This is a genomic window from Mumia sp. zg.B53 (assembly GCF_019550935.1).
Classification (GTDB): domain Bacteria; phylum Actinomycetota; class Actinomycetes; order Propionibacteriales; family Nocardioidaceae; genus Mumia.
In genome coordinates, this window is sequence record NZ_JAHWCK010000001.1 from 947,622 (window position 1) to 969,189 (window position 21,568).

General features: G+C 69.7%; 16 protein-coding genes. 4 read left to right on the plus strand and 12 right to left on the minus strand.

The window, feature by feature from the left end:
* Nucleotides 1-12 precede the first annotated feature (12 nt).
* Together KV102_RS04550 and KV102_RS04555 are read right to left on the minus strand one after the other, a co-directional pair.
* Nucleotides 13-2,580, minus strand: a complete 2,568-nt coding sequence (locus tag KV102_RS04550) for a CDP-glycerol glycerophosphotransferase family protein (RefSeq protein ID WP_220345417.1) — start codon at nt 2,578-2,580, stop codon at nt 13-15.
* A 140-nt stretch (nt 2,581-2,720) separates the two neighbouring features.
* Nucleotides 2,721-3,980, minus strand: coding sequence for a nucleotide sugar dehydrogenase (locus tag KV102_RS04555; protein WP_255560559.1), 1,260 nt, complete (start codon nt 3,978-3,980; stop codon nt 2,721-2,723).
* Between the two features lie 80 nt (nt 3,981-4,060).
* Here KV102_RS04555 and wecB point away from each other — a divergent pair, with 80 nt between their 5' ends.
* On the plus strand, nt 4,061-5,140 hold the full coding sequence (wecB, locus tag KV102_RS04560) for a non-hydrolyzing UDP-N-acetylglucosamine 2-epimerase (protein ID WP_220345419.1): 1,080 nt from the start codon (nt 4,061-4,063) through the stop codon (nt 5,138-5,140).
* A 63-nt stretch (nt 5,141-5,203) separates the two neighbouring features.
* Here the strand turns inward: wecB and KV102_RS04565 are convergent, their stop codons facing one another.
* Both KV102_RS04565 and lysS read right to left on the minus strand, forming a co-directional pair.
* The gene (locus KV102_RS04565; RefSeq protein WP_220345420.1) at nt 5,204-5,542 is read right to left on the minus strand and encodes an Lsr2 family protein; all 339 of its coding nucleotides are present in this window, start codon (nt 5,540-5,542) and stop codon (nt 5,204-5,206) included.
* A 66-nt stretch (nt 5,543-5,608) separates the two neighbouring features.
* Nucleotides 5,609-7,066, minus strand: a complete 1,458-nt coding sequence (gene lysS, locus KV102_RS04570) for a lysine--tRNA ligase (protein WP_220346255.1) — start codon at nt 7,064-7,066, stop codon at nt 5,609-5,611.
* Between the two features lie 158 nt (nt 7,067-7,224).
* Between lysS and KV102_RS04575 the strand changes: the two genes are divergently transcribed.
* Entirely contained in the window at nt 7,225-8,634 is a 1,410-nt protein-coding gene (locus tag KV102_RS04575) for a glycerophosphodiester phosphodiesterase family protein (RefSeq protein ID WP_220345421.1), read from the plus strand.
* Nucleotides 8,635-8,638: 4 nt separating this feature from the next.
* On the opposite strand, the gene KV102_RS04580 is transcribed toward KV102_RS04575, so the two are convergent.
* The 6 genes from KV102_RS04580 to KV102_RS04605 form a co-directional block, all read right to left on the minus strand.
* Nucleotides 8,639-9,409, minus strand: coding sequence for a type III pantothenate kinase (locus tag KV102_RS04580; RefSeq protein WP_220342206.1), 771 nt, complete (start codon nt 9,407-9,409; stop codon nt 8,639-8,641).
* Between the two features lie 25 nt (nt 9,410-9,434).
* Entirely contained in the window at nt 9,435-9,857 is a 423-nt protein-coding gene (panD, locus tag KV102_RS04585) for an aspartate 1-decarboxylase (RefSeq protein ID WP_220342207.1), read from the minus strand.
* The gene (gene panC, locus KV102_RS04590; RefSeq protein ID WP_220345422.1) at nt 9,857-10,723 is read right to left on the minus strand and encodes a pantoate--beta-alanine ligase; all 867 of its coding nucleotides are present in this window, start codon (nt 10,721-10,723) and stop codon (nt 9,857-9,859) included. Before panC ends, panD begins: the two co-directional genes overlap by 1 nt.
* The gene (locus KV102_RS04595) at nt 10,720-11,643 is read right to left on the minus strand and encodes a Rossmann-like and DUF2520 domain-containing protein (protein WP_220342209.1); all 924 of its coding nucleotides are present in this window, start codon (nt 11,641-11,643) and stop codon (nt 10,720-10,722) included. Before KV102_RS04595 ends, panC begins: the two co-directional genes overlap by 4 nt.
* Nucleotides 11,644-11,756: 113 nt before the next feature.
* The gene (locus KV102_RS04600; protein WP_220345423.1) at nt 11,757-13,904 is read right to left on the minus strand and encodes an acyltransferase family protein; all 2,148 of its coding nucleotides are present in this window, start codon (nt 13,902-13,904) and stop codon (nt 11,757-11,759) included.
* An 80-nt stretch (nt 13,905-13,984) separates the two neighbouring features.
* Complete coding sequence (locus tag KV102_RS04605) at nt 13,985-15,040, minus strand: DUF6270 domain-containing protein (protein WP_220345424.1); 1,056 nt, start codon at nt 15,038-15,040, stop codon at nt 13,985-13,987.
* A gap of 143 nt (nt 15,041-15,183) precedes the next feature.
* Between KV102_RS04605 and KV102_RS04610 the strand changes: the two genes are divergently transcribed.
* Nucleotides 15,184-16,293 carry a mannose-1-phosphate guanylyltransferase gene (locus KV102_RS04610; RefSeq protein ID WP_308290225.1) on the plus strand — a complete coding sequence of 370 codons (1,110 nt, stop codon included), beginning with the start codon at nt 15,184-15,186 and terminating at the stop codon, nt 16,291-16,293.
* A gap of 80 nt (nt 16,294-16,373) precedes the next feature.
* Entirely contained in the window at nt 16,374-19,484 is a 3,111-nt protein-coding gene (locus KV102_RS04615; RefSeq protein WP_220345425.1) for a glycosyltransferase, read from the plus strand.
* Nucleotides 19,485-19,522: 38 nt separating this feature from the next.
* On the opposite strand, the gene KV102_RS04620 is transcribed toward KV102_RS04615, so the two are convergent.
* Together KV102_RS04620 and KV102_RS04625 are read right to left on the minus strand one after the other, a co-directional pair.
* Nucleotides 19,523-20,137, minus strand: a complete 615-nt coding sequence (locus KV102_RS04620; protein ID WP_220345426.1) for a class I SAM-dependent methyltransferase — start codon at nt 20,135-20,137, stop codon at nt 19,523-19,525.
* 480 nt (nt 20,138-20,617) lie between these two features.
* Nucleotides 20,618-21,565, minus strand: coding sequence for a hypothetical protein (locus KV102_RS04625; protein ID WP_220345427.1), 948 nt, complete (start codon nt 21,563-21,565; stop codon nt 20,618-20,620).
* Nucleotides 21,566-21,568: the final 3 nt, after the last annotated feature.

Genomic DNA, 21,568 nt, shown 5'->3' on the forward strand with positions numbered 1-21,568 from the left:
CGCCGCCCGCTGCTACTCGTCAGCGGCTGGAGCGCGGTACCTCCGTGTGGACCCCTCGATCGAATCGACGACGCGCTCCCGGCACCGCCCGTCGCGCACTGGGAACGTGGCAGCGATGCGGTCGAGATAGACACGGTCGGGCTCCGGTCCGCGGTCGACGATGTCGACAGCGGCGGCAACCGCGTCAGCGGCGGTCTCGGTCACCGGGCCGAAGCCGTCGCGCCCGTAGTCGAAGTAGCCGGCGCGCCCGACGTGCCCACCCTGCGTCATGCGCTCACGATCGAACTGGAAGTAGACGACCGGCCGGTCGAGGTAGGCGGCGTTGAAGGCGACCGACGAGTAGTCGGTGAGCAGGACGGCAGACCGTGCGAACAGCTCACGTACGTCACGGCCCTCGAAGCTCACGACCTCGACGTGCGACGGAAGGTCGAGCTTGCCCGCCAGCACGTCCATGTTGGGGTGGGGCAGGAAGGCCACCTTGAGACCGTGCCGGGCTGCGGCATCAGCGAGCTCCGTCGAGCGCAACACCTCGAGCCACTCGTGGACGTACTGCGTCTCCTCGATTCCTTCGACAAGCTCGCGCCGCTGGGACCCGCGCTTGAGCGGCGGAACCAACCACACGCGCCATGTGGGGCAGATCAGCATCACGTCGCGCTGGTCCGGCCCGAAACGTTGGCCCTGCTCGTACAGCAGATCGAAGCGAGGCAGCCCCGTCAGCTTGGTCTCACGCTCGGTGTAGATGTAGGGAGTGTCGTCGCCGACGATCGAGTCGTGCTCCTGCTGGGTGCTCGTGACGAACACGTCGAGCGGTCGATGATTGAGCCAGCTCGAGAGGTCGTCCTTGATCACGCCGTGCTGAAGGAAGGTGAAGCGGTACGAGGGTGGCGCGAGCGAGGTGATCGCGGGTGGCCGGCACACGGCGATATCGGCGTGCGACGACACCAGGTGCTGACAGTTGAGCATCAACAGCTTCCAGAGCAGAGAGCCGTGCGCGACGACTCTGCGCCCGTGAGCTCGCCGGAGCCGCCTCCAGTCCGGTGTTCCTCGCTGGACGACGAACTTCGCGTCGATGTCTTTTCGGTTCTCGCGCAGGTAGCGAAAGAGGTGCTCGGCGCTGTCGTCGGCGTTGTGGATCCGATCCATCAGCACCCAGGAACGCCGCAGACGCCGGCTGACCGGCCGGCTTCGGGCGACGCGGAGGAGGAGCCGGTCACGCCAGCCCGCACTGCTCGCACCGGCGGCTTTCCGGCGGGGCCGGAGCGCCTGGCGGAGACGTGCGGGAGACAGCGTCCTGGCGGGGACCGGAGGCTGCGTGAACCTCAGCTCGCGCACGCGGCCATCGACGACCAGCCGCAGGGCGTGCGATGCGGGCACCCAATGGATACGCTCGCGCAGCAGCGGGCGACCGTGGAAGTAGAGAGCCCGCACCTTCGTGTACGCGGGAGCAGTGACCTCACCACCGGAGAGCACCATGTCTTCGGGGGCGTCCCCGGTGAACCGGTAGACGACGCGCACGAGACCCTGCCGGGAGTCGAGATGCTCGACGAGAGCGTACGGCGACACCCACGGCTCGTCGCGGTAGGCGTGCAGGAGAACGTCACGGGCAGCGCCCCGCAACGGAACGACCGAGAAGGCTTCCACGATCTCAGGATCGAGATAACGGACGATCCGTCGCATCAATTCGTGAAACTCGTCCGCCACAGCGGCCGGAGCGACCACCTTCGACCCCGAGTCCTCGGCAGCGAAGTAGTAGCTGAGCTCGTACAGGACGAAGTTCTGCAGCCACTCCGGAACGTGGCCCAGCTCGCGCTCGGCGGTCTCCAGCACGTCGAGGTAACCATGACGGAGCACGGCTGTGAATCGACCAGGATGGCGGTAGGAACCCTGCAAGGTCGAGCTCTGGTCGCTGCGTTTGCGGTACTGGTAACGCGCGGTCGCCAGGAATGCCACGGTGGGCTCGGGCGCCAGCAGCAGGTAGCGGCTGCTGAAGTGGCCGTCCTCGAAGTTCGGTCGGATCCGGTGGTCGAACCGCAGGTCGTGCTTCCGGATCCGGTCGAGGCGATAGAAGGCTGCCGGTGCGCTGCCGTGGAAGTGATCCGGGAACGTGGTCAGCGCCCGCGCGCGATCACCGGCCACGAAATGGCGGCGTAGCGGGTGCTTGTCCGTGAGCTCCTTCGTGGAGTCGTTGAGCAGGAGACGGTTGGTCGCCACCATGTCGATGTCGTCGCGCCCGTCGAGGAACTCGACGACGCTGCGTATGTAGCCGGGCTCGAGGATGTCGTCAGGGTCGGGGAACGTGACCCACTCTCCGACGGCGGCCTCGAGACCGGCGTTGCGGGCGGCGCCCTGGCCGGCGTTCGGCTGGGTCAGGACACGCACCGTCCCCGGGCGTCGGCCCTCCCACGCCCGCAGCGCCTCGAGGGTCTCGTCGCTCGACCCGTCGTCGACGACGACCACCTCGATCAGTCCAGGGTTCTCCTCGATCTGCCTGTCGATGGAGTCGATGAACTCGGGGAGGTAGCGCGCCACGTTGTAGGCGGCGGAGACCATCGAGAACCGTGGTCGCGGTGATTCGGCCACTCAGGCACGACCTTCCATCGGATTTCACAGCAGGGGACCGGCACCGGGCCGGACGAGTGTCGAGGATACCGACCCGGTCACGCACCTCCGGCATCGGCGCCGTGGAGCGCGCCGATCCGAGGGCGCCCCCCTGGCCGCCGTCAGAGCCGTTCGACGCGTGGGTCGTCGATGGCCCCACGCAGGTCCAGGAACCGGCGCGACGCGCCTGCCAACGCTGGCAGATCGAAGCCGGAGTGCTTCTGCACGAGCACCACGACGTCGGCTGCTTGTGCAGCAGCCAGCAGATCGTCGCTCCCGACGTGGCGTACTCCGTCGACCTCCCAGTCGTCGACGTACAGGTCGTGATAGCTCACTGACGCCCCTTGGGCGAGAAGCTGCTCCGCGAGGGGCTTCGCAGGGGTTTCACGCTGGTCGGCGATGTCCGGCTTGTAGGTGATGCCGAGGAGAAGGACCTCAGCCCCTCGCAGGGCGATCGCGTCCTCGTTGAGCAAGGTCTGGATGCGCTGGACCACGTACCGGGGCATCCCGGCGTTGATCTCCTGGGCGAGCTCGACGAAGCGGAACGGGTAGCCGAGCTGCTCCTTCACACGGTGCGACAGGTAGTTCGGATCGATCGGGATGCAGTGACCACCGACGCCGGGACCGGGTCGAAAGGCCTGGAAGCCGAACGGCTTGGTCTCAGCCAGGTCGATGACGTTCCAGAAGTCGATGCCGAGCTCGTGGGAGAACCGTGCCATCTCGTTGACGAGCGCAATGTTGACGTGACGGTAGGTGTTCTCCAGCAGCTTCGCCATCTCGGCCTCGCGGGTCCCTCTGGCGGAGACCACGCGTTCGACGAGCTGTCCGTAGAACTCCGTCGCCTGCTTCCCACACCGTTCTGTGAGCCCACCCACGACCTTCGGTGTGTTGGCGATGGTGAACGTCTGGTTGCCAGGATCGACCCGCTCGGGCGAGAAGGCGAGGGCGAAGTCCTCGCCGGCAGTGAGACCCGACCCCTCTTCGAGGACGGGGCGCAGGACTTCCTCGGTCGTGCCTGGGTACGTCGTCGACTCGAGAACCACCAGCGTGCCCTGCGTCAGGTGCTGGGCGATCGAGCGCCCAGCGGCGAGCACGGCGCCGAGATCAGGCCCGCCCGCCGGTCCGAGGGGTGTGGGAACACAGATGACTACCGTGTCGGCTGACGCGACCACGGAGCTGTCCGTGGTGGCGCGAAAACCGCCGTCGAGCATCTCGGAGATCTCGGCATCGCTCAGGTCGTCGACGTGCGAGACACCGGCGGTGAGTCCGCCGACGACCCGGTCCGACGTATCGAGTCCGACGACGTCCAACCCGTTGCGTACAGCCTGCTGCGCCAGGGGCAGGCCGACGTAGCCCATGCCCACGATGACTAGAGTGGTCAACTCAAACCTCATTCCCTGTTTTCGCGCCCAAGTCTGACACAGGGTGCCACCCTGACCTCACGTCCAGCCCAGAAGGAACCATGTCCGACCTCGTCATGCACATCACAGGTGCTCGGCCGAACTTCCCCAAGGCTGCCCCGGTCGTCGCCGCTCTCTCCGACCGCGGGGTCGCGCAGAAGCTCGTCCACACCGGTCAGCACTACGACGACAACATGTCGGCCGTGTTCTTCCGTGAGCTCGGGCTCCCCCAACCCGACGTCAATCTCGGGGTCGGGTCAGGATCCCACGCGTCCCAGACGGCGGCGATCATGACCGCTCTCGAAGCGGTGGTCCTGGAGGATCGCCCTGCCCTCGTCATGGTCTACGGCGACGTCAACTCCACCCTTGCGGCCGCGCTCGTCGCGTCGAAGCTCGGTATCGCCGTCGCGCACGTCGAGGCTGGTCTACGGTCCTTCGACTGGACGATGCCCGAAGAGATCAACAGGGTGGTGACCGACCGGCTCGCCGACCGGCTGTACGCCACGAGTGCCGACGCCGTCGCGCACCTCGGCAACGAGGGTGTCCATGCGGACAAGATCCGATTCGTCGGCAATCCGATGATCGACACGCTCCTGGCGCACCGGGATCGGTTCGACGGCTCGCGCGTACGCGACGAGCTCGGCCTCACCGACCGGTACGCCGTCGCAACTCTCCACCGCCCGGGCAACGTGGACGATCCGGCTGCGCTTGCTCCGCTGGTGCAGGCACTCTCGGCAGTGGCCGACGAGGTTGACATCGTGCTCCCGGTCCACCCTCGCGGAGCTGCGCGGCTGGAGCAGTCGGGGCTTCTGGCCCATCCCGGTATCCACGCCACCGATCCCGTCGCCTACACCGAGTTCCTCGGCCTGGTCGCGGATTCCGCCCTCGTCATCACCGACTCCGGCGGCATCCAGGAGGAGACGACGGTGCTCGGCGTTCCCTGCCTCACGCTTCGCCCGAATACCGAGCGGCCCGTCACCATCACCGACGGAACCAACCAGCTCGTGACCGCTGCGTCCCTGCCCGAGACTGCCGCGAAGGTACTTGCCGAAGGCCGTCCCGTCACGTGGCCCGTTCCTCCGCTGTGGGATGGCCACGCCGGTGAACGCATCGCACGCGACGTCGTCGCTCTTCTCGGCTGAGAGCCGGGAGACGCCTCCCCGCCGCGGCCGGCGGCCCACCGCCGAGGCGATCCCGGCCGAACGTCAGTGGGCGGCGTCGTACGCCGACCGGACCTCCTCGCTCACGCGACCCCGCTCGGACACCTCGTAGCCGTTCTCGCGCGCCCAGGCGCGGATCTCGGACGCACTGCCCGCTCCACCGCTGCGGCGGCGTCCCGAGCCGCTCGCCGCCGGCCTGCGGCGACCGCCCCGTGCCTTGCGCGCCTCGGCCACGTAGGGCGCGAATGCGTCGCGGAGCTTCTGTGCATTCTTTGCGGAGAGGTCGATCTCGTACATCACACCGTCGAGACCGAACGAAACAGTCTCGTCCGCGTCACCACCGTCAATATCGTCCACCAGGATTACTTGAATCTTCTGAGCCATGCCTGGCAATATACGCGCTCGCAAGAATTGCCGACAATCCGCGATCGCCTCGCCCGAAAAGGCAAATCAGGACTCGCGCGAGGCCGGGAACAGAATTGCCTCGCGAATTCCGACGCCCATCAAGAGCATCACGAGCCGGTCGACACCGAGCCCCATTCCGCCCGCCGGCGGCATCCCGAACTCGAGCGCGCGCAGGAAGTCCTCGTCGACGTCCATCGCCTCCGGGTCACCGGCGGCTGCCAACGCCGCCTGCTCGGTGAGCAGCTCGCGCTGCAGCACCGGGTCGTTCAGCTCCGAGTAGGCGGGCGCGAGCTCGACACCGTTGATGATGAGGTCGAACGCCTCGGCCAGACCCGGCTTGCTCCGGTGGGGCTTGGCGAGCGGCCGCACCGACTGCGGGTAGTCGGCCACGAACGTCGGCTGGACGAGGGTGTGCTCCACGAGCTTCTCGAACAGCTCCAGGACGATCTCGCCGGCGCCCCAGCCGTCCCGGAGGGCCACGTCGTGCTCCGCAGCGAGCTTGCGCAAGGTGTCGGCGTCGGTCTCGAGCGTGACGTCGGTCCCGACGGCCTCCGCGACGAGCTCGTGGATGCTGGCCCACCGCCACTCCGCCTCGAGATCGATCTCGGTCCCGTCCCTGCCGGCGACGACCGTACGACCGAGCGCGCGGGCGGCATCGCGGACGAGGTCACGAAGGAGGTCGGCCATGGTGTGGTAGTCACCGTAGGCCTGATAGGCCTCCAACATCGCGAACTCGACGTTGTGGGTGTTGTCGACGCCTTCGTTGCGGAATGTCTTGGCGATCTCGTAAACGCGGTCGACCCCGCCGACCAGTGCTCGCTTGAGGTGGAGCTCCAGAGCGATTCGGAGAAGCATCTCCTGGTCGAACGCATTCATGTGGGTCTTGAAAGGGCGTGCGGCAGCACCACCGTTGGTGAACTGCAGGACCGGCGTGTCGACCTCGATGAAGCCACGTGTGTCGAGGGTGCGCCTCAGCGACTGGAGGACCGTCGCCTTCGCGCGCACCACCTCGCGCGCCTGCGGACGGACGACGAGATCGACGTAGCGCTGGGTCGCCCGGAGCTCCTCTGACAAGGGGTTGTGCTCGTTGGGCAGCGGGCGGAGCGTCTTGGCGGCGATCTGCCACGACCTGACCTGGATCGAGAGCTCACCGCGCCGACTGGTGATGACCTCGCCCTCGACGGCGAGGTGGTCGCCGATGTCGACGAGCGACTTGAACTGTCCGAGCGACTCCTCGCCGAGGTCGGCCAGCGACAGCATCGCCTGGATCTCGGCGCCGTTGCCCTCGCGGAGCCGGACGAAGCACAGCTTGCCCGTGTTGCGGAGGAAGATGACCCGTCCGGCAGTGGCTACCTCGATCCCGGTGTGGGCGTCGGGCCCGAGCTCGTCGGCGTCGGAAGCAGCCCGGATCTGGGTGATCGTGTGCGTGTACGGGACGGTCAACGGGTACGGCGCGACGCCCGCATCGATGAGACTCTGACGCTTCTCCAAGCGCACGCGCATCTGCTCGGGGATGGCGTTGTCGTGCAGGGGCGAGCCGGCGTCCGTCATGCGCACCAGAGTAGTAGCAGAGCATCCGGCGGCTGTTCCTGCCTTCTGGCCCGCCGCTGTCGTTCTCACTTCCGGAGGTACGAGGAGCCTCGGGACCCTATCGTCGAGAGATGCGCCTGCGACGGATCGGGATGATCGTCACCGTGCTGATGGCGGGATCGCTCCTGGTCGTGCCACCTCCGGCCGCAGGCTCGGCGGGGGTCCTGACCCGCATCGTCCCCGCTCCGGCCGCCGAGCCGGCCCGGCCGACCCTCGGTGAACGCACGGTCCTGCGTGGCCGCTTGTCCACCGCCCGCCGCACAGCCCTGCTCCAGCAACGACGGTCGAACCGTTGGCGCACCGTCGCGCGCGACGTGACGGGAGCGCGCGGCAGGTACAGGTTCTGGGTCACCGCCTCGCGGGCACCCCTGCGGGTCGTCGCTCCACGTCACGCCGGTCGCGGCCTTCCCCGGGCGAAGACCCGGGCGTTCCGACTGGCCGTCCGGCGGCAGGTGGTGGCGATAGCAGCCAGACGGGTCGTGGCGAGAGGGAGAGCCGTGACCGCCAGCGCGACCACGAGACCGCGGCGTCCCGGACGCAGGCTGACGCTCGTGGCGACCGACGCCCGTGGACCGCGTCTGCGGTTCGCCCTCCGTGCGGGCGCACGCGGCGTTGCGCGCACGACGGTACGGTTCCCCCGGTCCGGGCGGTGGTTGCTTCGCGTACGGGCACACCGCCACCGGGGCGCCGCAGCGCGGAGCGCGTCGCGTCGGGTCCGTGTGGTCCCTCGGCCACGCCCCGCAGTGATCGCTCACCGGGGCGGGGCGTCAGCGAGCCCGGAGAACACCGTCCCGGCCATCGCGGGCGCCCTCGCGTCGGGTGTCGACGCCATCGAGGCCGACGTCCGTCGCTCCGCAGACGGCGTCCTGATCCTCGCCCACGACGAGACGTTCGCGCGGACGACGAACGTTGCCGTTGTCTTTCCTGCGCGCGCCTCGGCTCCTGTCGGTTCCTTCACCTGGGAGGAGATTCGCCGGTTGCGGGCCACGGGACCCCGCGCCGGCCGCGCCGTGGTCCGGATCGCCTCGCTGGAAGACCTCTTCCGTACGACGTCCCGCAGCGCCGTCCGCATGGTTCTCGACATCAAGCGACCTGACCTCTATCCCAGGATCGAGCACCAGGTCGTCAGTGCCGCTCGCAGACACGGCCTGGTGGATGCCGGGGCCCACGACAGAGTGCGCTTCGACAGCTTCGACTGGGCGGCGGCGCGCCGTCTCCGCGCCGCATCCCCCGACGCCGAGGTCGGCCTGCTGTCACGGCACGCGCCCCCGACCGACCTGAGGCCCTACGCGTGGGCCGACGTCTGGGCCGTCCACGCCCGCTTCGTCACGTCGTCGCTGGTGGCTCGGGCGCGCCGCGTGGGGAGCACGGTCGACGTCTGGACCGTCAACGATCGGGCAGCCGCCCTCCGTTTCGCCGATCTCGGCGTCGGCGGCATCATCACCGATGAGCCTGCGACGGTCCTGCGCCTCGTCCGATGACGGCTCAGGCGTTGCGTCCGGCGACGATCCGCAGGCCGATGAGCGTGAGGTCCGGCTCGTGCGCGGTCACCCTCGCGCACTCGCCGAGGACGACGTCGGCGTGGGTGCCCGTCGCCACCACGGCCACGTCGTCAGTCCCCAGCGCGCGCACCATCCGCGTCACGATCCCGTCGACGAGACCGGCGAAGCCGAAGACCATGCCCGACTGGATGGCCTCGACGGTGTTCTTGGCGACGACTCCGCGTGGGCGGACCAGCTCGACGGAGCGCAGCTGCGCGCCGCGCCGGGCGAGCGCCTCGAGAGAGATGCCGATGCCGGCGGAGATCGCGCCCCCGACGTAGCGACCCTGGGCGTCCACCACGTCGAACGTCGTCGCGGTGCCGAGGTCGACGACGATGCTGGGCCGGTCGGGATAGAGAACGCCTGCCGCGGCGGCGTTGACGATGCGGTCCGCTCCCACCTCGCGGGGGTTGTCCATGAGGATGGCGACTCCCGTGCGGGTGCCGGGCTCGATGATGGAGACGGCACAGTCGGCGTAGTCGCGCTCCAGGAGAAGGCGCAGCTCGTGCAGGACGGCGGGCACGGTGCAGGCCAGAGCAACAGCGTCCACCCGCCCGAGATCACGCTGGGCGAGCATGCCCCGCAGGAGCAGCTGCCACTCGTCGGCCGTCCGCGTGTCCAGCGTCGCCACGCGCCAGCGCGCCGTCAACCGGTCCCCATCGAAGACTCCGATGACCGTCTGGCTGTTGCGCACGTCGAGACACAGCAGGCTCACGGCACCATCATGGCGCAGCCGTCCCTCAGCCCGTGGGTGCGACGAGGTCGCCGCGGACCGTGTCCGACCCCGGGACCGGCTCGGCGGGATCCGACCCCGTGCCGAGGACCCGGTTGTCGGTGTCGACGAACACGACGCGAGGAGCCAGCTCACGCGCCTCGGCATCGGTGACCTGCGCGTACGCGATGAGGATGACGAGGTCGCCGGGGTGGACGAGGCGGGCGGCGGCGCCGTTGATCCCGATCACGCCCGAGCCGCGCTCGCCCGCGATCGTGTACGTCTCCAGGCGCGCACCGTTGTCGATGTCGACGATGTGGACCAGCTCGCCGGGCAGGATGTCTGACGCCTCGAGAAGGTCGGCGTCGACGGTGACCGACCCGACGTAGTGCAGGTCGGCCTGGGTCACCGTCGCGCGGTGGATCTTGGACTTCATCATCGTCCGCAGCATCAGGAGTCCTCCTCCGCGCCGAGCGAGACGGCGACGTTGTCGATCAGACGGGTGGACCCGACTCGGGCGGCGACAAGCAGCCGCGCCTCCTGGCCGGGAACGGGTTCGCCCAGGTCGGGCGAGCGCAGGGTGAGGTAGTCGACATCCACGCCGTCGACCTCGCCCAAGGTCTTGCGTGCGGACTCGAGCACGGCGACCGCGCCGGACGGCCCTGCGTCCACTCCGGCCTGGAGCGCGCGCGAGAGCATGACCGCGCGCTCTCGCTGGACGGCGTCGAGGTAGCGATTGCGTGACGAGAGGGCGAGCCCGTCGTCCTCTCGGACGGTCGGGCAGCCCACCACCCGGACCGGGAGGCACAGCGTACGTGCGGCCTGGCGGATCAGGACGAGCTGCTGGAAGTCCTTCTCGCCGAACAGCGCGACGTCTGGGCGGGTGAGGCCGAAGAGCTTGGTGACCACGGTGAGGACACCACGGAAGTGGGTCGGGCGTACGGCGCCCTCCAGCTCGCTGCCGAGGGGCCCCGGGTCGACCGTGACACCGTCGGAGTCGGGGCCGGCGGGATACATCTCGGCGACGGCAGGGTGAAAGACGACGTCGACGCCGACGTCCGACAGCCGCGCGAGGTCGGCCTCCCAGGTGCGGGGGTAACGGTCGAGGTCCTCCCCCGCGCCGAACTGGGTCGGGTTCACGAAGACCGAGACCACCACGACGTCGGCAAGCTCGCGTGCGCGGGAGACGAGCGCCAGGTGACCGTCGTGGAGGGCGCCCATCGTCGGGACGAGGGCCACGGAGCGGCCCTCCGAGCGGGCGGGCGCGAGCGCGGCGTCGAGGGCGCCACTCGTCGTGGCGACCAGAGGTGTGCTCATGCGTCGGTCCGCGAGCCCTCGTCGGTGACGAGCGTGGCGAGGACGTCCCACTCGGACTCACGCAGCACCTGGCGGATGGCGAGCGCGCCGCGCCGGTCGAGGCGCCCGTCGGCGACCGCGTGCACCGAGGTCGCACGCGCCATCGCGACGTACGTGTCGAGGACCGGGATGGGCTGGTCGTGGAGCGCCGCCACGTGGGAGCGCACGGTCTCGACGTCGCCCCGCACGACGGGCCCGGTGAGCGCCGCGTCCTCGTAGAGGAGGGCGTTCTCGAGGGCGGCGGTCAGGAGCGGCCGCAGCACGCTCGCCGGGTCGTCGACCCCGGTCCGGCGCAGGATCTGCATGGCTTGCGAGACGATCGTGACCAGGTGGTTGGACCCGTGGGCCAGTGCCGCGTGGTAGGTCGTACGGTCCTCGTCCCGGATCCAGATCGCCCGGCCGCCGAGATCGGCGACGAGGGCCTCGGCGACCTCCCGCTCGCCCGGACCGGCGGTGAGCCCGAAGACGGAGCCGTCCAGCCGCTCGAGGTCGATGTCGGTGCCGGTGAAGGTCATCGCCGGGTGCATGGCGACGGGGCGCGCGCCGACGTGCGCGGCAGCCGCCAGCACTCCGAGACCGTGACGACCGCTGGTGTGCACGACGACCTGTCCTGGACGGAGGTGTCCGTCCAGCGCGAGCTCGGCGACCAGCGCGGAGAGCGAGTCGTCGGGGACCGCGAGCAGGAGGACGTCAACGCGCGCGGCCACCTCCGCGGGCGTCAGCACGTCCACACCAGGAAGGAGGGTGTCGATGCGGGTGCGGGAAGCGGCGGACCGTCCGCTGACTGCGACGATCTCGTGGCCGGCCTCGCGCAGCCGGGCGGCAAGAACCGCTCCGACGCGACCTGCACCGACCACGCCTACGGCGTGGAGCGACGTCATCGACGTGCCTTTCGTTCCAGTCCCCTCGGGGTACCAGACAAACGGACTCGTTCAGTCTACGTGCGCGAAACCTCGCCGTAACCCGCTTGTGGCGCGCCTCACACCCGCGTCCCTCAGCGGCGTCGGTCGAGAAGACCCGCCTTCACCAACGCCTTCCGGTAGTACGGCGCCATGGTGCGGGCGTAGGTCATCGTGATGTGGTTGCTGTCCCGGTAGACGTTCGCGCCCCCGATCACGACGGGACAGGTGTCCTCGTCGCAGAACCAACGGGTCATGTCGAGGTGCACCGCACGCTTCTTCTTGCCGATCTTCTTCACGGCCTCCCCGTACGGGTCGAAGTTGTCGGTGACCGCCTCCTTGCGGGAGAGCGCGCACGACTCCGCTCCTGCGGCGCCGACCTCGCCCAGGCAGAGGTTCGGGTTGTCCTCGGGCAGCCGACCGCCCTCGGGGTTGTCGCGCACCGCGACGATCGGCACCCGTGCGGCCCGCGCCGGTCGCCACACGTCGAGGAGGCCCTGGACCCGCTCCTCCTGCGAGGCGCGCTGGCTGGAGGCCCGGTTCGTGGTGACGATGAAGTCGAAGCGGTCGGCGTCCTTCGCGAGAAGGTCGGCGAGGTTCGACTTGAGAGCGGCGCAGGCTTTCTTGCGCCCCTGCGTGTTGCCCGCGGCCGGCGGGACGGTCGACCAGGCGCAGCCGGGCGAGGAGAACATCTCCGCGGTGAGCACGCCCTGCTCGATGAGGATCTCGAACATCGGCATCATCGCCCGGGCGTGGGAGTCGCCGATGACCGCGATGTGCGGCACCCCTCGGCGGGGGGTCCCGAACGGACATCCCTCGAACGTCGCGCCGCGCAGGTGCTTGGCGCAGCGCTCGTAGGTCGCGTGCTCGGTCTTCACCTCGGAGGGGTCCGGGATGATGGCGTCCTCGAGAGAGGGGTCGGGGCACACATCGGACTTCGCAGGATCGCGCGACGCGGCCCCGAAGCACCCGCCGTGCTGGGTGAGCAGCGCGTCGGCTGCGGCGGCACGCGCCTCGTTGTCGCGCTCCACCACCGACCAGCCGGCGAAGCAACCGACCACCAACGCCCCCGCCGTCGCCGCGGTCAGACCGAACGTCACCGAGGACCGGCGCAGGCCGAACTTCCGACCGGTGCGCACCGGGTCCTCGACCCAGACCTTCGTCGCCCAGGCGAGCAGGAGGGTCGCCAGGGCGATCGCCAGCTTGTCGAGCATGCCGAGGTCGGAGCCGGTGGCGTACGGAAGGATGACGATCAGCGGCCAGTGCCACAGGTAGATGGAGTACGACACGTCGCCGACGAACTGGGCCGGGCGCCACGCGAGGGCGCGCGTGGGCGACCAGCCGACCTCCGGATGGCCAGCCCACAGCAAGGCGCAGGTGCCGAGGACGACCCAGACCGCGGCCGTACCCGGCATCGGCGTCTCCTCCGTCATCCGTAGGGCGCACACCACCAGGAGGAGCAGACCCGCCCATGAGATCGCGGCACGGATGTGACGGCGTCCGGCCAGGACGGGGACGAACGCGAGCATCGCTCCCGCGCCGAACTCCCAGGCACGCGTGGTCGTGACGAAGTAGGAGCGGGCCGGGTCCGCGGCGGTGAGGTAGAGCGAGTAGGCGAAGGACGCGAGCGTGACGGCGCCGAGGACGCCTCCTACGGCGAGCCTCTGTCGCCGTACGCCCAGGCTCGGCGCCAGCACCGGCGCGAGCCAGAGGCCGGCAAGGACGAGCAGCGGCCAGACGAGGTAGAACTGCTCCTCCGCCGACAGCGTCCAGTAGTGCTGCGCCGGCGAGGCGACGTTGTCGGCGGCGAGGTAGTCGACGGCGTCGTGGGCGAGCGCCCAGTTCTCGACGTAGAGCGCGGCGGCACCGATCTCCCGGGCGAACTGCTGCCACAGCATCCGCGGCACCCAGACGACGACGGCGACGAGGGATGCCGCGAGGACGAGGTAGGCCGCGGGGAGCAGCCTCCGCGCACGGCGGGCCCAGAAAGCTCCCAGCGCGATGGTGCCGGTCCGGTCGGACTCACGCAGGATGTGCGCCGTGATCAGGTATCCCGAGATCACGAAGAAGACGTCGACGCCCAGGTAGCCACCCGGGAGCCGGTTGGGCCACAGGTGGAACACGACCACCAGACCGACCGCGATCGCGCGGAGACCTTGGATCTCGGGCCTGACCGGGGTGGCCTGGGGCACAGATGCCCCGACCGCGGGGCGAGCACGGCGGCTCTCGACGGTCGACGACATCGCCGACGATGCTAGCCGTTTCGGTGCGGCCTCGGACAACCGCCGTCGGAGAGCTCCGCCCTCGCGTCGGCGAACACGGCTTACGGTCGCCGCGCGCGAAACGCGCGGGTACGACGGAGCCGGGACGCCGCTCGCCGCCAGGGGGTGCGCTCGAGCCGTGCCACACGTGACCGCAGCCGAGCGACCTCCTCCTTGCGGGCCACGAGGCGTTCCTCCGCCTCGTCGAGCTGTGCCGACCGAGCACGGAGGTCGCGCTCGAGGGTGGCCCGTGCGCCTCTCTCGATCTCACCCACCATCTGTGCCGAAGCAACCCCCTCGTCGGCGACGACGATCTTGTGCAGCTCGGCAAGGAACCGCTGGTAGTAGTCGGTGGGATAGTGCACGTAGAACGGCCCCCACGGGTGCTCGTCGTAGGTGGGGAACACCTCGTCGGTGAGATCGATGGCAGCCGCACCCAGGACCTCGACAGCACGCGCGTCCATCCGTCTCCAGAGGGCGTTGGCTGCCTCGACGTCGATCTTGTGGAGCCGCCGCTCCTTGCGGTGCCGACCACGCAGAGGGACGGGCCGCGTCCGGTCGGGAAGGTCCAGCCATGCAGTGTGGTGGCCGTGGTGGACGACGACCTTCGACCGTGGCAGGTGATCGCGCACGAACGCGGCGAACCGGTCGAGTGCCTCCGACCAGAGGGCGAAGTAACGGTCCGGGTCCTCGCGGCCCTTCACCTGCTCGAGCCGCCCGGCGACGCGAAGCCTGTCGTAGAGGTCGGTGTGCCTGACCTTCCAACGGTTGTCGGTCACATAGCGACCGTCGTCGAGGCGCACACACCCGAAGTGGGCGTCACCGAAGAAGTCGACGATGAGGTACTCGGGTTGCAGTCGGACGACCCTGTCGAGGAACTCCTTGCTGAACTCCGTACGAACGTTCCACAGGTCGTACTCCGACATGGCCCTGGTCGGTTGCCACTCCTCCAGGACAGGTTCCGACATGAGGCTGATGAGCGACATCTGGTTCTGAAGCAGCTCGCACCGGTACGTGTCCTTGTATCCGGGGTTGAACCGCGAGTTGAAGCAGTCCCGCGTGATACAGCTGCCGAAGACGGCGACGGTCCTCGGTTCGACGCGCGGCATGCGGTCCATACGTACAAGAGCCTCTTCGTCGGTCGTGGGTCGCGCCGAACCCACGTCTTCGGGCGGCAGATGTCACACCACGGGCGATCGTACATCCGCGGACGACTACGCTGGAGCCGCTCTCGTCGAGAAGTCAGAGGAGGAACCGCAAGGTGGAAGCACTCGTGCCGTCGCTGCACGCCATCATTCCTGCAGGCGGATCCGGGACCCGACTGTGGCCGGTCTCCCGGGCGGGTCACCCGAAGTTCCTCCTCGACCTGACGGGCGCCGGCCGAAGCCTCCTCCAGCAGACCTACGACCGGCTCGTGCCGCTGGTCGGCACCGACGGGCTGCATGTCATCACGGGTGTCCGGCACGCGGAGGCCGTCCGCAGCCAGCTCCCGGACCTTGCCGTCGACCACGTCGTCGCCGAGCCCTCGCCTCGTGACTCGATGCCCGCGATCGCGCTGATGACCGCCCTGGTCCACCGTCGCGACCCCCGAGCCGTGGTGGCGTCCTTCGCCAGCGACCATCTGGTCGAGGACGTCGACACGTTCCACGGCGCGGTCCGGCAGGCTGCCGAGGTGGCGCGCGAAGGCTATCTCGTCACGATCGGCATCGACCCGCACGAGCCGTCGACGGCGTACGGCTACATCGAGGCGGCCGAGCCCCTGCAGGGGATCGCTGGCGCGCCCGACGCCCTCACCGTCCGCCGGTTCGTCGAGAAGCCACCCGCCGACCTCGCTCGTGAGTACGTCGCCAGCGGTCGTTACCGGTGGAACGCCGGAATGTTCGTCGTGCGGGCGGACGTGCTCCTCGACCACCTCGGTCGCGAGCAGCCCCGCCTGCAGCAAGGCGTGCTCGCGATCGCCGAGGCCTGGGACGGGCCGAATCGAGACCAGGTCCTCGCCGAGATCTGGCCGAGCCTCACCAAGATCGCCATCGACCACGCCATCGCCGAGCCTGTGGCCGCTGCAGGAGGTGTCGCGGTCGTCCCTGCGTCCTTCGGCTGGAGCGACATCGGCGACTTCGCCGCCGTCGCTGATGCGGTGCTCACCGGCGACGGCGACCTCGGGATCGTCGGGGATCCTCACGTCGTCGCGGCCGTCGACAGCAGCGGGATCGTGGTGACGTCGGGACGGACCGTCTCGGTGCTCGGGATCGAGGACGTCGTCGTGGTCGACACCCCTGACGCCCTCCTGGTGACGACCATGGGCCGAGCCCAGCAGGTGAAGGCGCTCGTCGACCACTGGCGAGACGCAGGACGCGAGGACCTCCTCTGAGCGCCCGTCGTTCCCGGCTGGTCGCGCCGGTCCGCCGACTCGCCCGAGCAGCACGGGCTCGGTCACGTCGCCGTACCCCGGTGCTCAGCGTGGTGATCCCGGTCTACAACGTCGCGCCCTACCTCGAGGAGTGCCTCGAGAGCGTGCTGGGGCAACGGCTGCGCGAGATCGAGGTCATCGCGGTCGATGACGGCTCGACCGACGGGTCGACCGAGATCCTCGAGCGCTTCGCCCGGCGCGACGCCCGTCTCACCGTCGTTCGCCAGCACAACACAGGGCAGGGACCAGCACGCAACCGTGGCGTGGCGATCGCCCGCGGCACCTTCCTCACCTTCCTCGACGCCGACGACACGCTTCCGCCGGCGGCATACCAGCACGCGGTGCAGACGCTGCGCCGTACAGGCTCTGACTTCGCTGTCGGCGACGTGCAGCGCGTCCGCAACGACTCCCGTTCGGCGCCGCCGTGGGCCGACGTCGTGCACGAGCGGGACCGGCTCGGCATCACGATCGACGACTTCCCCGATGCGCTTCAGGACGTCATCGCGTGCAACCGGGTGTTCCGACGGCGGTTCTGGGTGGAGACGGTCGGCGGCTTCGAGGGACGCGGGGCCTACGAGGACCACGTACCGATGGTCGCCGCGTACGTCCGGGCAGATCGCTTCGACGTGCTCAAGCGGGTCACCTACTACTGGCGCGTCCGCGAGAACCGCACGTCGACCGGTCAGCAGAAGCACGAGCTCGCCAACCTGCGTGACCGGGTCGCGGTGAAAGCGCAGGCCCAGGAGCTCTTGGAGACCGAGGCGTCGGAGACCGTCTTCTCCACCTGGCTCGGACGGGTCCTCGACCTGGACCTCCCCCCGTACGTGAAGCACGCCCTGATCGCCGACGACGAGTACCGTGCGGTGCTCTCCGCCGCGTACCGCCGTCACATCACCATGGCTACGCCCCACGCGTGGCGGTCGGTCCGCGTCTTCCACAAGCTGCGTGCCTGGCACGCCGCGATCGGGCGTTGGGACATCGTGGAGGTGATCCAGCAGCACGTCCGTGACTACGGCCGCCCTCCGCGCGCCGTCGTGCGCGACGGCACCGTGGTGGCTGACCTCGAGATCGTGGGGGCCCTCGACCCGGACACGCCGCACGAGCTCTTCGAGCTGTCCGACAGCGAGACCGCGCTCGACGCACGGCTCCTGCGCGCGTCGTGGGACGACCCGCAGAGCCTGCGCCTCCGCGGATGGGCCACCGTGCGCGCCGTCGGCCACGGCGGGCCCGCTCACCGGCTGATGCTGACGCTGCGGCGGTCGGACGGCGGAGAGACCGTCGTCCTGTCCCCGGTTCCCGTCGACGAGCCGCGGGCGAACGCGGCCATCGCCGAGCCCGAGGCCGATCACGCGCCGGCAGGGTTCGAGGTCGTCGTCCCGGTGGGACGACTGCTCCCCGGCCAGGCGAGCAGTCGCGCGACCGCCCGCTGGGTGCTCGAGGCCGAGGTCTCGATCGAGCGTGTGACAAGGCGAGGCGTGTTCTCGGGACCGGTCGGTGGCGGCTCAGCCGCGTCCCAGTCCCTCACGTACGTCGATACGGGCCAGCACCGCGTGACTCCCTCGTGGGCGGCCCGCGACGGGTTCGTCATCGAGGTCGCGCCGGCGCCTCGGGGCGAGGGTGGCGAGTCATCTCCTGGAGGCCCCTCCGTCGACGACGTTCGGACCGGCGACGGAGAGGTCGCGGTGACCCTGGTCGGCCTCCCCGAGGACACCGAAGCGAGCGTCGTGCTCGTCGGTGAACGCCTCTCGGTCGCCTCGCAGGGCCGCACGGACGGTGGGCCCGCGAACGAGGTCGTCCTCCCCCTGCGTGCTGCCGCGCTGGGCGGCCCCGTGCGGGCGCTCCCGTCCGGTTCGTACGCGTTACGCCTCGCCGACTCCACCCCGGTGGGCGCCACCTCAGCCTTCCGTACCCGCCTTCCGCTGGAGCAGACGACCGAGGACGGCGCCGTCCGGTGGACCTTCTCCCGGACGGGCGAGATCCGGTTGACCGTGATGTCGGGGCTCGGACCGACCGAGCGCAGCCGTTGGGCCCGCAGGCAGGTGGTCCACTCCTTCGAGCGCTCGGTCGAGCCGGCTGTCGAGCAGGTCCTTGTCCACGCCCGACGTGGGCTCTCAGGCGGCGGCCCCGCTGCCGCGATCGGCCGGGCCGTCGCCGAGCTCCGTCCCGACCTTGATCTCGTGTGGTCCACGGTGGACCGCTCGGTCGCCGTGCCCGACGGCACACGACAGGTGATCGTCGGCAGCATGGAGTGGGCGCGCGAGGTCCGGCGATCACGGCTCGTCGTGGCCGACGGTCCCCTCGATGTCCTCCAGCCCCCCTCCGGCCGCCGCTGGATGAACCTGGCCGCCGTCCAGCCGCTCACGTCGCAGGGTCGCGCCCGGTGGTCCGCCGAGGGGTGGTCGGCCGCGCGCGTGCGAGAGGAGCAACGTCGGCTCGGACGATGGGCGGTGATGGCCGCCGCAGGCGAGCATGCGAAGGCCGTGATCGGCTCGGACCTCGGCTTCGGCGGGGAGATCGCCGTCGTGGGTGACCCGTCGACCGACCTGCTCGTGAACGCCGATCGGGCAGCTGCGCGCCGCGTTCGCGAGCGACTACGCCTGGATGCCGACGCGTTCGTCGTCCTGTACGCGCCGGCCGACCGCCCCGACGACGCGACCGGGGCACGCACGGGCCGGCTCACGCGGCTGCTCGACGTGCGGGCGCTCCAGGCCTCCCTCGGTCCGTCCGCGGTGATCCTCGTCCGCGGCGGCGACGCCGTCGCGCAGGGCGGCGAGCGTGTCCTCGGCGTCCCCGGGGTGCTCGACGTCACCGACTACCCCGAGGAGGCGGGGCTCCTCCTCGCCGCAGACGCCGCCGTCCTCGACTACACGCCGATGCGGGTGGCCTGGGCGCTCACCGGCCGGCCGGCCGTCCTCCACCAACCCGACCGCGAGACCTACACGTCCCTGCACCCGCCGCTCGAGGGATGGGAGGAGACCGAGACCGGTCCCGTGGTCACGACCACCGGCGAGGTCGCCGACGCTCTCAAGGACCCTTCGGACCTCATGGCCGACTACGCATCCTCGGTGGAGCGGGTCAACGCGACGTTCAACGCGCTCGCGGACGGACGTGCTGCTGCGCGAGGCGCGGCCGTCCTGCTCGACGAGCGGTAGGACCGCCACAGCAGTGGCGGCAGAGTCACGTGCCGACCCTAGTCAGCGACCCGCGTCAGCCAGATCGACGAGGTCCCCGGGCCGATCAGGTCGATGGACTCGACGCCCTCGAGCTCTGCGGCGAAGCGGGCCAGGAAGTCGGTCCACAGGTGCACCGCGAAGTGCGTGTTGTACATGAGGAACGCACGCAGGAAGTAGGCCTCGTTCCACGAGCGGTTCTGCTCCACGAGCCAGCTGGTCGGATAGTCGAACGGGTACGAGATGTCGTGCAGATGAATCCTCACACCGACTGCGAGCCGGGGAAGGATCTCGAAGATCTCGGTGAGGACGTCGCTGCCTGCCTTCGCCAGATGTGTCGAGTCGATGAAGAGCACGTCACCCGGCTGGAGCTGGTCGAACACCCGGAGATCGACGGCCTGGACCTGCGTTGGGATGATCGTGCAGCTCGCGCGGTCGCCTTCGCGGAGGATCGACTCCAGCCGCTCGGGATGCGGGTCGATGAACGTCAGCTCGATCGGGTCGTCCCGCCGCCACTCGTCGTTGATGTCCAGCAGGACCGCCGAGCTGAAGCCGGAGCCGATCTCGATGTATCGGCGCGGACTCGCGGCGCCGATCGCGCCCGCGAGCAGGCGTGCGCTCTGGGTGCCGAACATCGAGTTTGCATGGTATCGGCGATTGTCGCCGCCCTCTCCTGCCCTCCACCGACGCACGTGCGGTAGCCAGGTGCTCCAGACGTCAGCCTGAGCGCGGAGGTCGAGGTCGATCCCAAGGATGTCTGCGCGCCCTTCGAGGTTGCTGCCGCGATTTCGCAGCTGCCGGACATCGACGATAGGAGAGTAGTAGTGCCCGGGTGGGACGAAAAGGGGGGCACCCGACTCGTTGGGCGGCCCAGCAGGTGGCTGCTCCGGCCGGGTCGGCGCGCCTGCTCTCCGGGATCCGGCAGGTCGACGCCCGAGGAGCAGATCCAGCGTCGATCGCATCAACGCCCTGGCCGCCTCGTCGCGCGGCGGTGGTAGTCGATCTGCGACGGCCGCTGCGGCCTGGCGGCGCAGGCCTCGGACGCTTCCTGTGGTCAACATCTGCGAACGTTAGCGTCCGAGAGGGGGGACGGTCGAGGGCCCGATAGCCGCCGCTCACGGTTCCCAGCGAGCTCCAGACGCGATTCCGAGCCCGGCAGGATCTGCTGCCTTGCGCCACCAGCGTGCCTGTCTCGCTTCGACGTCCCGCATCACGGACGCCCAGTCGCCCGGTCTCGCCACGATCGTCGACACGATCCTGCGCAGCTCGTCGGCGGGAACTGCGACGTGACCCGGACCCCAGGACCGCTCGATCGTCCAGAGGCGCCGCCGGTCCACCTCAGCTTCCATGAAGGGCTCCATGTGCTTGACGCGGTGGTTGTCGCCCGTGTTCTGGATGTACAGCGCCTGGTTGCGGGCCTCGCGGTACACCGGGCGAAGATCGGAGGCGAACATCTCGAGCGCATCGGCGACCCGCCCCTCGTCGCTCGCGCCCCAGCACGTGCGCGCGTAGCGCTCGACATGGGCACGGGTGTAGTTCGCGATGACTGTCTGGGGGTTGACGGCGACCGAGAGCACGTCGTCGTGAGGTGCGCCGTAGAAGAGGGCGGCGAACCCTCCGCCCGAACCACCGAAGTAGAGGCGCCGGCTCCCACCGGCCGCGCGGTGGAGGTGGTCGAGGAGCCGGGGCAGCTCGTGCTGGAGGTCGAGCGTGTCCGTGCCCGCGTACCACGCGAGGGTGAGCGCCTCGTGACGGTACAGCGCAGGATCTGCGACGAGGATCCTGTTGACGGGCGAGTCCCCGTGGAGACTTCCGCCGGTGAAGTACGGCAGCGTCACACCGGTCGTGGTGATGGCCGCATGGAAGCTGACGATCGTCGTGGCTGCCCCGCGCGGGTCGTAGAGCAGGTCGATGACAGTGTCGGCGGCACGCACGGCCAAGATGCCGGCCGGCGGACGGGGATCCGAGATCAGTGCCTCGATCGAGGGGTAGTCGTGAACGGGTTGCCGCCACCTCGTAGGATCCCGGCGCGCCGGAAGTCCGCTCGCCGTTCGTAGGTCCACGGA

What these genes read in the sequence shown, in the direction of transcription:
- wecB (WP_220345419.1), top strand. Translation starts at nt 4,061, where the DNA reads ATGTCCGACCTCGTCATGCACATCACAGGTGCTCGGCCGAACTTCCCC.
- KV102_RS04565 (WP_220345420.1), bottom strand. Translation starts at nt 5,542, where the DNA reads ATGGCTCAGAAGATTCAAGTAATCCTGGTGGACGATATTGACGGTGGT.
- lysS (WP_220346255.1), bottom strand. Translation starts at nt 7,066, where the DNA reads ATGCGCGTGCGCTTGGAGAAGCGTCAGAGTCTCATCGATGCGGGCGTC.
- KV102_RS04575 (WP_220345421.1), top strand. Translation starts at nt 7,225, where the DNA reads ATGCGCCTGCGACGGATCGGGATGATCGTCACCGTGCTGATGGCGGGA.
- panD (WP_220342207.1), bottom strand. Translation starts at nt 9,857, where the DNA reads ATGCTGCGGACGATGATGAAGTCCAAGATCCACCGCGCGACGGTGACC.
- panC (WP_220345422.1), bottom strand. Translation starts at nt 10,723, where the DNA reads ATGAGCACACCTCTGGTCGCCACGACGAGTGGCGCCCTCGACGCCGCG.
- KV102_RS04595 (WP_220342209.1), bottom strand. Translation starts at nt 11,643, where the DNA reads ATGACGTCGCTCCACGCCGTAGGCGTGGTCGGTGCAGGTCGCGTCGGA.
- KV102_RS04600 (WP_220345423.1), bottom strand. Translation starts at nt 13,904, where the DNA reads ATGTCGTCGACCGTCGAGAGCCGCCGTGCTCGCCCCGCGGTCGGGGCA.
- KV102_RS04605 (WP_220345424.1), bottom strand. Translation starts at nt 15,040, where the DNA reads ATGGACCGCATGCCGCGCGTCGAACCGAGGACCGTCGCCGTCTTCGGC.
- KV102_RS04620 (WP_220345426.1), bottom strand. Translation starts at nt 20,137, where the DNA reads ATGTTCGGCACCCAGAGCGCACGCCTGCTCGCGGGCGCGATCGGCGCC.